Genomic DNA, 12,885 nt, shown 5'->3' with positions numbered 1-12,885 from the left:
CCTTTACGGTGATTTTTATGATCCTGATAAAGGAAGGGATTTTTGGCAGGACTTTTGAGGTCTGCGAGGTGTCATGTAATAAGGGTTTTCTGGATATTTTATTTGCACCCGGCTTCCGGGACTTTCACGCAAATCGGGCAAGTAGTACGCTCTTACGAACAAGCAAAAAGTAAGCCAGAATTTAAAAATCCCTTAACATATTCTTTTCAATTAATGTCCATCCTCGCCCTCACTTATGGCGTAAAAACAGACAAAATACGTACGGATGATCACCTGCACCATCAGTGTGCAATTGCGCCATTTTGGGGTTTTTTAACAGTGCTCAGATGAACACGTTCGCTGATAGCCGCGCGCTGTTTGCTGCACTTCTCAGCATTTTCAGCTGGTTTCCACCCCAATCTCAAAAATAACCGTTCATATATTCATCATTTAGCCAGAAATTTTTAGGGAATTAATATGGGCTAAACCGCCAGGAATATTCTTTTACAAAGTGGATTGTGTGGTTATTTGATGTCCAGACTGAACATTCATCCTGATTTGGTTAATGAAATGTTTTTTTATGTTTGTTTGTTGTAACTCACAGTCTGTGTAAATGCCTGATGGTTATATTGACGTCAAGGAAAGGAGTTGCCAAATTGATAGCCCCAAGGAAGACCAGTGATTATTTCCGGTAAGGTTTTGTAAAGCCAGCTTTACAGAACGCAGGAAAAAAATGGCAGTTCACCATGCTCTGGTTGGACTTATTGCAGCGCACGAGCAAACACAGTCACCCGCATATAAAAATAAAGGGTGACGTGAGCTGTAAAACACAACACACACATCCACATCACCATTAATCGATGGAGCAGAAGCGATGACAATCTCTTTAGGTAAGTCGGGGCTACTGAAATTCAGTATGGGCCTGATTGCGCTGACCGTTGCGGCCAGTGTCCAGGCAAAAACGTTAGTGTATTGCTCTGAAGGTTCACCTGAAGGCTTTAACCCTCAGCTGTTCACCTCCGGCACCACGTATGACGCAAGCTCCGTGCCTATCTACAACCGTCTGGTCGAGTTCAAAATCGGGACCACAGAAATCCAGCCAGGTCTGGCAGAGAAGTGGGACGTTTCCGCTGACGGCAAAACGTACACCTTCCATCTGCGCAAAGGCGTGAAATGGCAGGACAACAAGGACTTCAAACCGACCCGTGATCTGAATGCGGACGACGTAATCTTCTCCTTCGAACGTCAGCTGGACAAAAATAATGCCTACCACGGTGTTTCCGGCGGCAGCTATGAATACTTCGAAGGTATGGGAATGGGCGATCTGATCAACAAGATCGTGAAAGTGGACGACAACACCGTGCAGTTCGTGCTGAACCGCCCGGAGTCTCCGTTCCTGGCTGACCTGGCGATGGACTTTGCATCAATCCTGTCTGCGGAATACGCTGACAACATGATGAAAGCGAAAACGCCTGAGAAAGTGGACCTGGATCCAATCGGTACCGGTCCGTTCCAGCTTCTGCAATACCAGAAAGATTCTCGCATCCTCTACAAAGCCTTCCCGGGCTACTGGGGCACCAAGCCGCAGATCGACCGTTTAGTCTTCTCCATCACGCCTGACGCCTCCGTGCGTTACGCGAAATTGCAGAAAAACGAATGCCAGGTCATGCCGTACCCGAACCCGGCAGATATCGCGGCAATGAAGAAAGATAAATCCATCAACCTGATGCAACAGCCAGGTCTGAACGTGGGTTACCTGTCCTTCAACGTTGAGAAAAAACCCCTGGATGAAGTGAAAGTGCGTCAGGCACTGACCATGGCTGTGAACAAAAAAGCCATCATCGACGCGGTTTATCAGGGTGCTGGTCAGCCGGCTAAAAACCTGATCCCACCAACAATGTGGGGCTACAACAAAGACATCGTGGATTACCCGTATGATCCGGCCAAAGCCAAAGAGCTGCTGAAAGAAGCAGGTCACGCAGACGGTTTCACTATCGATTTGTGGGCGATGCCGGTACAGCGTCCGTACAACCCGAACGCACGCCGTATGGCTGAAATGATCCAGGCTGACTGGGCGAAAATTGGCGTGAAAGCCAACATCGTGACGTACGAGTGGGGCGAATACCTCAAGCGTGCGAAGAACGGTGAGCACCAGTCTGTGATGATGGGCTGGACCGGCGACAATGGGGATCCGGATAACTTCTTCGCGACCCTGTTCAGCTGTGCGGCTGCAAAAGACGGTTCCAACTACTCCCGCTGGTGCTACAAGCCGTTTGAAGATTTGATCCAGCCAGCCCGTGCTGAATCTGATCACGCCAAACGCGCTGCGCTGTACCAGCAGGCTCAGGTTGTGATGCATGATCAGGCACCTGCGCTGATCATCGCCCACTCCACTGTGTATGAGCCAGTACGCAAAGAAGTCAAAGGCTATGTCGTTGATCCGTTGGGCAAACACCACTTCGAAAACGTAAGCATGGAGTAATAGCGCTTCGCTATTGAATCCACTTGTTAAGAGTTTTGTGAGCTACTAATAAGCCCGGAGCGCTACGGTTCTCCGGGCATTTTATACAGAGAGTACGGGATATGTTGCAGTTCATACTCCGACGTTTGGGGTTAGTTATCCCAACGTTTATCGGCATTACTTTGCTGACTTTTGCCTTCGTACACATGATACCAGGCGACCCGGTCACTATCATGGCAGGCGAGCGCGGGGTTTCTCCCGAACGTCATGCCCAGTTAATGGCAGATATGGGGCTCGACAAGCCTCTCTATCAACAATACTTCAAATACGTGAACGGGGTGCTGCATGGCGACCTGGGCACTTCCTTAAAAAGCCGCACCCCTGTCTGGCAGGAGTTTGTACCGCGCTTTAAAGCCACCCTGGAACTGGGTATCTGCGCAATGATTTTTGCCATCATTGTCGGGATCCCGGTAGGTGTGCTGGCGGCGGTAAAACGAGGCTCGATATTCGACCACACGGCCGTGGGGATATCGCTGACCGGCTACTCGATGCCGATATTCTGGTGGGGGATCATGCTGGTTATGCTGGTCTCGGTGCAGCTTAACCTGACGCCGGTGTCGGGGCGAATAAGCGACACTGTTTTCCTGGATGACAGCCTGCCGCTGACCGGCTTTATGCTGATCGACACGCTGTTCTGGGGCGAACCGGGTGATTTCGTTGATGCTGTGATGCACATGATCTTACCGGCTATCGTGCTCGGAACCATTCCGCTGGCGGTGATTGTGCGTATGACCCGTTCTTCCATGCTGGAAGTGCTGGGCGAAGACTACATCCGTACCGCGCGCGCCAAAGGCGTGAGCCGTATGCGGGTGATCGTCATCCACGCACTGCGTAATGCGCTGTTGCCGGTAGTGACCATCATTGGTTTGCAGGTCGGTACGCTGCTCGGCGGTGCCATTCTGACCGAAACCATTTTCTCCTGGCCAGGACTTGGCCGGTGGCTGATCGACGCACTCCAGCGCCGCGACTATCCGGTCGTACAGGGCGGGGTGTTGCTGGTCGCTACTCTGATCATTGTGGTTAACCTGCTGGTAGATGTGCTCTACGGCGTGGTCAACCCGCGTATTCGCCACAAGAAATAAGGGGCGCACAATGTCTCAAACCACTGAGCCGGTCGCTAACGAGTTAGTGACGGCTGCGCCAGTGCCGATGCCGCCTCTGCGCGAATTCTGGCATTACTTCAAGCGTAACAAAGGGGCCGTTGTCGGCCTGGCTTACATCATTATTATGCTGGTCATTGCGATTGGCGCGAACGTGATTGCACCACACCTGCCTGCTGAACAGTTCCGTGACGCGCTGCTGCGCCCGCCGGTCTGGATGGAAGGCGGCAGCTGGAAATTCCTGCTGGGCACCGACGACGTGGGCCGCGATATTCTCTCGCGTCTGATGTACGGCGCGCGTTTATCGCTGCTGGTCGGTTGTCTGGTTGTGGTGCTGTCGTTAATCCTCGGTGTGGTTTTCGGGCTGTTTGCCGGTTACTACGGCGGTGTGGTTGACGCCATCATCATGCGCGTGGTCGATATCATGCTGGCCCTGCCAAGTCTGTTGCTGGCGCTGGTGCTGGTGGCGATTTTCGGTCCGTCGATTGTTAACGCCTCGCTGGCGCTGACATTTGTTGCTTTGCCACACTATGTTCGCTTAACCCGCGCGGCGGTGCTGGTGGAAGTGAACCGTGACTACGTGACCGCTTCGCGCGTCGCCGGTGCCGGTTCTGCGCGCCAGATGTTCATCAATATTTTACCTAACTGCTTAGCGCCGCTGATTGTTCAGGCATCGCTCGGCTTCTCCAACGCCATCCTCGATATGGCAGCGTTGGGCTTCCTCGGGATGGGCGCACAGCCGCCAACGCCTGAGTGGGGCACCATGCTGTCTGACGTTTTACAGTTTGCTCAAAGTGCCTGGTGGGTCGTGACCTTCCCCGGTGTGATCATTCTGCTGACGGTGCTGGCATTTAACCTGATGGGTGATGGCCTGCGTGATGCCCTCGACCCTAAACTTAAGCAGTAAGGGGTTGGAGATGGAAACAACATTAACGAATGACGTTCAGGTCGGCAAAACGTTGCTGACCGTGGATAAACTCTCCGTTCACTTTGGTGACGAAGGGACGCCGTTCCGCGCCGTAGATCGTATCAGCTACAGCGTGAAGCAGGGCGAAGTGGTCGGGATTGTCGGCGAGTCCGGCTCCGGTAAATCAGTCAGTTCACTGGCGCTGATGGGGCTTATCGACTTTCCCGGCAAAGTGATGGCGGAAAAACTGGAGTTCGGTGGCCGTAATCTTCAGGGGATCAGCGAAAAAGAGCGCCGCCAGATTGTCGGTGCCGAAGTCGCGATGATTTTCCAGGATCCGATGACCAGCCTGAACCCGTGTTACACCGTGGGTTTCCAGATAATGGAAGCCATCAAAGTGCATCAGGGCGGGAACAAAAAGACCCGTCGTCAGCGCACCATCGATTTGCTGAATCTGGTCGGTATTCCTGACCCGGCTTCGCGTCTCGACGTGTATCCGCATCAGCTTTCCGGCGGGATGAGCCAGCGCGTGATGATTGCGATGGCGATCGCCTGTCGCCCGAAACTGCTGATTGCCGATGAGCCGACGACTGCACTCGACGTGACCATTCAGGCGCAGATCATCGAGTTGCTGCTTGAACTGCAACAGAAAGAAAACATGGCGCTGATGCTGATCACCCATGACCTGGCGCTGGTGGCGGAAGCTGCGCATCACATCATCGTGATGTACGCCGGTCAGGTGGTGGAGTCGGCCAAAGCCACGGAAATCTTCCGTGCGCCACGCCATCCGTATACCCAGGCGCTGCTGCGCTCGCTGCCGGAATTTGCGGCAGACAAAGCCCGTTTACAGTCATTGCCGGGCGTAGTGCCGGGTAAATATGATCGTCCGAACGGCTGTCTGCTCAATCCGCGCTGCCCGTATGCAACCGACCGTTGCCGTACAGAAGAACCCGCGCTGCGTGACCTCGCGAACGGGCGTCAGTCGAAGTGCCATTATCCGCTGGATGATGCCGGGAGACCTACTTATGAGTCCTGATAACACCCAATCGCAGCCGCTGTTGCACGCGATTGACCTGAAAAAACATTACCCGGTGAAGAAGGGCATCTTCGGCCAGGAACGTACGGTGAAAGCGCTCGACGGTGTGTCGTTTACGCTCGAACGCGGTAAAACGCTGGCGGTGGTCGGGGAATCCGGTTGTGGTAAATCCACGCTGGGCCGTCTGCTGACCATGATCGAAGTGCCGACCGGCGGTGAACTGTATTACCGCGGGCAGGATTTGCTGAAACCTGACGCAACAGCTGAAAAGCTGCGCCGTCAGAAGATCCAAATCGTGTTCCAGAATCCTTACGGATCGCTGAACCCGCGTAAGAAAGTCGGTCAGATCCTCGAAGAACCGCTACTGATCAACACCAAACTGACCCGCGAAGAACGTCGCGAAAAAGCGCTGGCGATGATGGCGAAAGTGGGTCTGAAAACCGAACACTACGATCGTTATCCGCATATGTTCTCCGGCGGTCAGCGTCAGCGTATTGCCATCGCCCGCGGTCTGATGCTGGATCCGGACGTGGTGATCGCCGATGAACCGGTGTCCGCGCTCGACGTTTCCGTGCGTGCGCAGGTGCTGAACCTGATGATGGATTTGCAGCAGGATCTGGGGTTGTCTTACGTCTTCATTTCTCATGATTTGTCCGTTGTGGAACATATCGCCGACGAAGTGATGGTGATGTACCTTGGCCGCTGCGTGGAGAAGGGCCCGAAAGACGCCATCTTCAGCAATCCGCGCCATCCGTACACGCAGGCATTGCTGTCTGCGACGCCGCGTCTGAATCCGGACGAGCGCCGTGAACGCATCAAGCTGACCGGCGAGCTGCCAAGCCCGCTGAACCCGCCAGCCGGTTGTGCGTTCAACGCCCGCTGCCGCCGCGCGTTCGGCACCTGCAAACAGTTCCAGCCACAGCTGAAACAGTACGGCGACCAGCTCGTCGCCTGCTTCGCTGTCGATCAGGATGAAAACGGAACCACGCAAACCGTCGCGTAATTCTGAAGGATTTGCAGAAATGACAAAGCCCGCGAAAGCGGGCTTTTTTGTGGGTAATTTTTCAGACATATTGGCGGATGAGATATTGATATGATGCCTCAATCCCCAAAAATAACAGGACGTTAATTATGGCATCTGTACCCTTATCTGGACCCGGTTCTCAGGTTGTTCAAAATAATATGAGAGAAGCCCGGCAACAACACTTCTTATGGGGGCTGGATTTGCACAAGAACGTGCAGGAACTTCAAAACCTGAATGGGGAAGATGGACTCAGAAGCCACCGTACGGAGATGACCCGACAGATCAACGTAACATAAGAGAAGGGATCGATTATGCCATTCAAAATGGTTATTAGATGGCTACATCGTTTCGTCACTCTCGCCCTTTTTCTGCTGGTGATGGGGTTCTGGTGGCTTAATCAGAGCGGGGATAATCCAGCCGGAGATAAATTGCTTCGCACACAAAAAATTAATGATCATATGTGGTTATATATGACTGAAAGCCAAAGCGGGGGAGCGACGGTTCCTTTCCACTACCGGTATTATCTGGCTGGAGACCTGAAAGGCAGTCATAGTGAAATCGTTAAAAATCTGGCTGAGAGTTTTCCGTTTATCTCAGGGAGTGGAACAATTGCCGATATCAGCGCCAGTGCAGATAACCGGGTGAGGGTTACGTATAGCGGAAATGTTTTTTCTTTAAGTAATAATGCCAGCTACAACTATAACGGGCACGACTATATGGCCAGCTTTAGCTATCAGATTAATTAAATCTCTACAGATATTAAAAGGGCAGTCAGCGTCCACCGACTGCCTTACTTTTCCAGAGAACGTTTACCCTTTATGACTCGCCCACCAGCTCAGCAGTTGCAGAGTGGAAGAGTAGTAATCGTCTTTCGGGGCCAGGTTCGGGCTGATGGCTTCGGCATTGGCCATGGTGAAGTCGCGGATGGCTAACAGGCCCGGCGACATGTTGTAACTGGCTTTGGTGCCGGTCATGACATCAATCCAGGCCGGAGTGGCGTCACGCGAAGACTTCTGCCACCACAAAATAAACGGCGCCATCTGCGGGCTGCCGGGATGCGCCCAGCCAAGATACAGCGGGATACGCACGGCATCATAGCTGAAACGGGTTGGCCAGCGGCTCGCCGGTTTCATCGTGCCGTCAGCCTGCATATCAACCCAGTCAGTCGGCAGCCGGAATTCACCAAACGCCATTTTACTGAGCATTGCGGTGCCGCTTTCGTCCAGATCTTTCCACACTTTTAAATGGCTGCGCGCAAAGAACGCCTGCCAGGCGGGGAAGATGAAATAAGACGGGTTGACCGTGATATTGCTGGTCTGATTGAAACCTGATACGCCGGGCAGCATCACTTTGTAGCCCGCGTAATCAATCACATTGTGTTTGATCAGCGCGGCCTGCAATTTGTCAGAAGCCTGGGTATAGCGGGATTCATTCCATTTATCCCCCGCCAGCAACAGCGCCCAGGCGATAAGCGTGTCGCCATCAGAGGCGTTATTCTTGTCCGCGACATGGACGCTGCTATTCGGGTCATAGCGCCATGAGTAGAGACCGATATCTTTACGGTAAAGCGTTGTGTTTGCCCACTGCCACAGTTTGTCGAATGTCGCCTGATCGTCATTGAACACGGCCAGTAACATGCTGAAACCCTGGCCCTCTGTGTGGCTGACGTTTTTATTGGCGGTATCAATAATTCGACCGTCTGGCATCAGAAAGCGGCTTTTATAAGCCGACCAGCCTGCATCCTGAGCCATTACTGAAGAGCTGAAAAATGCAACAATGAGGCTGAACCACAGCAGCAGACTGTAGCGCCGAAATAACCACATATAAATTCCTTACAAACCATTTTGATAGCGGAAAACAAAGGCGCCTTCCGGTGTGCTTTCCTGCCAGCGAAGGGGAACATAAGGCTGCCCGCCTTGTGATAACAACCATTCGGCATACAGACCTTCAAACAACGAAATCAGGGCGATACGCCATAATTCGTCATCCTGTCCTTGCGGCGACACCGGCCAGGCAATATGAACCAGCGCGAGCTGTTGCTGAGTGGCTTCCAGCTTCACTACACCCCAGTCAAAATGGCTGAGGATATGGTTAATGTTATCTTCCAGTTCACCCAGCGTTGAAGAAGCCGGTAACGCATGTTGTCGCGCCAGATTATTGCCCATCAGGGTGATAAAACGACGGCCATCGTCATCGTCAGCCGACGCCAGAATACCTGAAAAAAGCACCTGCACCAGACTTTGCCAGCCAGGCGTGGTGTGACGCTGGCGGTAATATTCCTGCGCAACTTGTGCATAGTTCTGTTCTTGCATGGTTTTATTCCACCGGTGTTAATTTTGGCCCATCAGGTAACGGAAGTAGACCTGCGCGGTGCTTTCGTTGTAGTCGCCGAAAGTATCGTAGCCAACCTGTCCGCCAATCTGCATGCTTTTGTTCAGATGATAGTTGCCGCCAACGCCTGCGTTCCAGCCGATGCCGTTTTGTGTTTTCCCGCCGTAATAGGCTTCAGTGCCGTAACCTTCTGCCACCAGATCTTCCAGCTGTTTCTGCAAGTCCGGGTTATTCGGGAAGTACGCACTCTTATCCTGAGAGTAAGACTGATAACCCACGGAGCCTGACAGTTTCAAATCCCAGTCGTCATACTTCTGGGTGTATTCCACCGGGAAGGAGACGCTGACGTAGTTTTGCGGGCTGAAGTAACCGCCCTGGCCGTAGGAGTAGTAGCTGAGGTTCTTGTCGAAATTCATGTAGCCGACGTTGATCCCCGTTTTCAGCTCGCGGTCGTCATAACGATACGGACGAACGTACAACCCGGCGTTGGCATTCACCGACTGGTTGCTCTTCACGTTATTACCCAGATAGCTGTAGTAACCGCCTTCGGCATAGAAACCGGCGTCGCCATCGTCATAGGACAGATTGATGCTGCCGCCGTTTTTGGTGACCTGACCCCATTCCTTGCCGCTGTAATTATCTTTGGTGCCGACGTAAGACAGAATACTGTCGGTGACGGCACGACGTTCAGCGGTCACGCGCAGGGTGGTGAAATCAGTCAGTTTCGGTGCCCATTGCACGCCACCGACCAGTGAGTTCAGATCCTGTCCGAGCGGGGTACTGCCGATATCCGCTTTATAGCTGTCGCCGGTCAGCGCGGCGTTCACTTCTACGCCGGTCGCGCTTTGGTTGCCTGCGGCGGGAGCGGAATACGTTGTCGGATCGGTGCCGGTAATCGTGTTGTAGGCCACGCACTGATCGGACGTTGCATTGGTCGATGTACAGTTTGTACTTGAGTTCGCCGCTGCGGCTGCCTGCAATTTGGCAAAGGTGCTGTAGTTTGCGATATCCAGACCGGCGGCGGCTGCGGCTGCGGCCACATCTTTTTGCGCCGACTGCGCCTGTGCCAGCGCACCCTGACCAAACCGGGTATTGCCGGTGCCGGACGGGCTGCCTGCGCTGAGGGAAACCGGCGTGACGCCGATGCTCAGACGCGACGTATCAAACGGCACGAAGGCAAAGGTCATCGGCGCTTTCGCTTCGGTCAGCTGGCTGAGACCGCTTTCACCGTCACGTCCGCGAATTGACATATCGCCCTGCGCCCAGGTCGCAGTTTTGCCCTGCAAATCGTCGAGCATGTCGTCGATCTGTTTTTCCGTCGCGGTACGCTGTGCGACGGCGGTTGGTACGGCAGGTGTCGGAATATTCCCCGGCACCGAAACCTGATCAGAGACCTGCCACGGCAATACCGTTCCGTAGGACGATTGTGTTGCCGGACGGCCCGGTGAAGTTCGCGTTGAGCGGTTGATAAACGGGTTGTCGCTGATCTGCAATCCGGCCACCTGCGCCGTGCTGTCTGCGCCTTCCAGACCAATCATCTTGCCCTTTGCGGAACGCAGTAACGCCAGCGCCTGCTGGTGATCGCCCTGTGCTTCGGCAACGCGGGCTTCGAGTAACAAACGGTCCGGCGTACGTTCGCCGCGCAGACCGGTTAACAGTTCCTGCGCCCGTTTATTATCGCCTTCGCCCAGCGCAACGTTGATAGCACCGACGCGTGCATCCTGCGTCGGCGTATCATTAAGCATCAGGTAGTTATAAACCTGACCGGCCTGTTTATTGAGTTTGCCGGACTGATAAAGGCGCGCCATCGCCAGCATCAGATCGCGGTTTTGCGGATCGGCCTGGAGCGCGACGACCAGTTTGTCGTAAGCGGCGGCGTACTGACCTTGCTCACGCAGCTGATCGGCCTGAGTGATCACGTATCCGTTACGCAGATTAGCCAGTGCGGTTGCGGATGTGCCGGACTGAATTTGCGGATTTTGCAGGAAAGCCTGCGCTTCGTTGCCCAGACCGGCGGAATTGAGCACGGTGATCTGATCGGCATAATCGCCCGCATTGCCGTTCACGCCCTGACGCATGTTCTGGCGAACCAGCTGCACGGCCAGCGGAACTTGCCCGGTGGCGGCGAGATTTTTTGCCAGTGCGCCGACATCGGCTGGTGCCGTCGGCGGATTCTGCGCCAGTGCGCGCAAGGTATTGGCGGCCGCGGCGGTATTACCCTGTTGCAGATAATTTTCGGCATCCGTCATTTGTGCATTGAAGTTGGCGCGCTGCGCCAGTTCACGCATACCCTGATTCTGGCTGCTGCGCGGAATGCGCGAGAGCAGGGCATTGGCGGTGGACCAGTTTTTGGTTTCGGACGCAAACAGCGCGGCGGCGTAAAGGTCTGCCGATGACGCGCCCGGACGCGAAGACGGCGCCATGATGGACTGCGCCTGCGCGGTTTGCCCCTGCGATTGCAGAATCCGCGCCATATCCAGTTTTACCCAGACGTTAGACGGCTGACGTTCCTGCGCCTGCTGGAGAATATTCAGCGCGCGCTGCGGATCGTTGTTTGCTACGGCCTGCGCGGCCTGACGGCGCATCGGTTCGATGACGTCGGCCACGGTCGGCGGATTCATCTTCGCCTGCAAACTGGCTGGCAGGGTTTTCAGAACCTGATTGGCCTCAGCCGTTTTGTTTTGCTGACGCAGTACGTAGAACAGGCCAGCGCGGGCATCGGCGTTGTCACCGAGTGCGCTGTACTGCTGTTCCGCACCGGCCAGATCGCCTTTGCGGCGCAGAATATCTGCACGCAGCAAACCGGCTGACTGACCTTTTTCACCGCCGACTGACGCCAGCGGGGTAACGGCGGCCAGCGCGGCGTCATAACTGCCAGACGCGGCGGCGGCTTTGGCTTTCGCCAGCTGGGCATAAAACGCAGAATCCTGCGCCTGATTGCTCAACTGCGCACTGTTCGCGCCGCCCTGTGCCGCGGCTTTGCTCAGGTACTGCGACGCTTCTTCAAAGTTTCCGCTGCGCTGCGCGATGTAACCCAGACCGGCCAGTGCATCGGCGTCGTTCGGGTTATCGGCCAGCACGCTTTCAAACTTGGCTTTCGCGCTGTTGACGTCGCCGCTGTTGAGCGCCGTAAAGCCCTGACCCTTCGCCGCGCCGCCAATATTTTTCTGGAAGTATGCCATCACGGCGGTGTCATTCGGATGACGCGCCTGATAGCCCTGATACAAATCGCGGTCATCTTCCTGCGGTGCCATCCACAACAACGCCTGACGCAGCGAGCGGTCGGCTTCCGTGCTGGAACCGGCCATCGTGCTCAGCAGTTTGATCCCGTCGCGGCGGGTCGATTCCTGATACGTCAGCACTTTGCCTAGTCCGAGACGCGCCTGCGTGTCGTCCGGACGGGCGGCGACGCGCTGCTGTAATCCCTGAATGGCCTGCGGCTGGAGCGATTTGTCGCCCGCCATGGTCAGGTAATATTCGGTCGCCAGACTGTCGAGGGGCTGGTTGCCGTTGAAAATAGTGCGGTAGGCAGAAAGCGCGCCGCTGACGTTCCCCTGCGCCGCCATCTGACGGGCAGACGCCAGCTGCGCCGGTGGAATGGACTGCATCGCTTTGGCGCTGTTGAGCGAAGCCAGGCGCGGGTCATCCGGCGAAACGCTGGACAGTTTCTGACGCCACTGGTTTGCCGCCGTTTTGTCGCCACTTTGCATGGAATATAGCGACATCAGGTACAACGCCTGCGCGTTATTCGGTTCTACCAGCAGGACTTTCTGCAAGGCATCTTTCGCCAGATCATCGTGGGCGCGTTCATGCCAGTAAGCGGCCTGATCAAACAGGGCTTTCATGGCCGGATTGGTGGTGTCCGCCGCAAACGTGGTGGCACTGAAACTTGTAACTCCGGCGATCCCTACCAGATAAATAGCCCTGATCACCGCCAGGGACAGTTTATGTTTTTTCATTTTCCAGCTCCGGTAATCGCCAGGTTAT

The 12,885-nt window shown here is 54.8% G+C and carries 9 protein-coding genes; 6 read left to right on the top strand and 3 right to left on the bottom strand.

All coding sequences use genetic code 11. The annotated features are described in order from the left end of the window. The first annotated feature begins 853 nt into the window (after positions 1 to 853). From dppA to J1782_RS05445, 6 genes are all read left to right on the top strand, one after another. Positions 854 to 2,461, top strand: a complete 1,608-nt coding sequence (gene dppA, locus J1782_RS05475; RefSeq protein ID WP_217152610.1) for a dipeptide ABC transporter periplasmic-binding protein DppA — start codon at positions 854 to 856, stop codon at positions 2,459 to 2,461. A 101-nt stretch (positions 2,462 to 2,562) separates the two neighbouring features. Then, positions 2,563 to 3,582 carry a dipeptide ABC transporter permease DppB gene (gene dppB, locus J1782_RS05470; protein ID WP_152323666.1) on the top strand — a complete coding sequence of 340 codons (1,020 nt, stop codon included), beginning with the start codon at positions 2,563 to 2,565 and terminating at the stop codon, positions 3,580 to 3,582. Positions 3,583 to 3,592: 10 nt separating this feature from the next. Continuing rightward, a complete protein-coding gene (gene dppC / locus J1782_RS05465) occupies positions 3,593 to 4,507 on the top strand; it encodes a dipeptide ABC transporter permease DppC (protein ID WP_013573446.1) in 915 nt (304 codons plus the stop codon). A gap of 10 nt (positions 4,508 to 4,517) precedes the next feature. Next, a complete protein-coding gene (gene dppD / locus J1782_RS05460) occupies positions 4,518 to 5,543 on the top strand; it encodes a dipeptide ABC transporter ATP-binding protein (protein WP_152323665.1) in 1,026 nt (341 codons plus the stop codon). Further along, a complete protein-coding gene (gene dppF, locus J1782_RS05455) occupies positions 5,533 to 6,546 on the top strand; it encodes a dipeptide ABC transporter ATP-binding subunit DppF (RefSeq protein WP_217152609.1) in 1,014 nt (337 codons plus the stop codon). Before dppD ends, dppF begins: the two co-directional genes overlap by 11 nt. 332 nt (positions 6,547 to 6,878) lie before the next feature. Next, on the top strand, positions 6,879 to 7,313 hold the full coding sequence (locus J1782_RS05445; protein ID WP_217152608.1) for a hypothetical protein: 435 nt from the start codon (positions 6,879 to 6,881) through the stop codon (positions 7,311 to 7,313). A 63-nt stretch (positions 7,314 to 7,376) separates the two neighbouring features. Here the strand turns inward: J1782_RS05445 and J1782_RS05440 are convergent, their stop codons facing one another. From J1782_RS05440 to J1782_RS05430, 3 genes are read right to left on the bottom strand one after another with little or no spacing between them, the layout of a single operon-like run. Further along, the gene (locus J1782_RS05440; protein ID WP_217152607.1) at positions 7,377 to 8,390 is read right to left on the bottom strand and encodes a glycosyl hydrolase family 8; all 1,014 of its coding nucleotides are present in this window, start codon (positions 8,388 to 8,390) and stop codon (positions 7,377 to 7,379) included. A 9-nt stretch (positions 8,391 to 8,399) separates the two neighbouring features. Beyond that, positions 8,400 to 8,879 carry a cellulose biosynthesis protein BcsD gene (gene bcsD / locus J1782_RS05435; RefSeq protein ID WP_217152606.1) on the bottom strand — a complete coding sequence of 160 codons (480 nt, stop codon included), beginning with the start codon at positions 8,877 to 8,879 and terminating at the stop codon, positions 8,400 to 8,402. An 18-nt stretch (positions 8,880 to 8,897) separates the two neighbouring features. Further along, complete coding sequence (locus J1782_RS05430) at positions 8,898 to 12,857, bottom strand: cellulose biosynthesis protein BcsC (protein ID WP_217152605.1); 3,960 nt, start codon at positions 12,855 to 12,857, stop codon at positions 8,898 to 8,900. Positions 12,858 to 12,885: the final 28 nt, after the last annotated feature.

This window comes from Rahnella sp. BCC 1045 (assembly GCF_019049615.1).
Lineage (GTDB): Bacteria > Pseudomonadota > Gammaproteobacteria > Enterobacterales > Enterobacteriaceae > Rahnella > Rahnella contaminans.
This window is presented reverse-complemented; position numbering and strand designations above follow the sequence as displayed.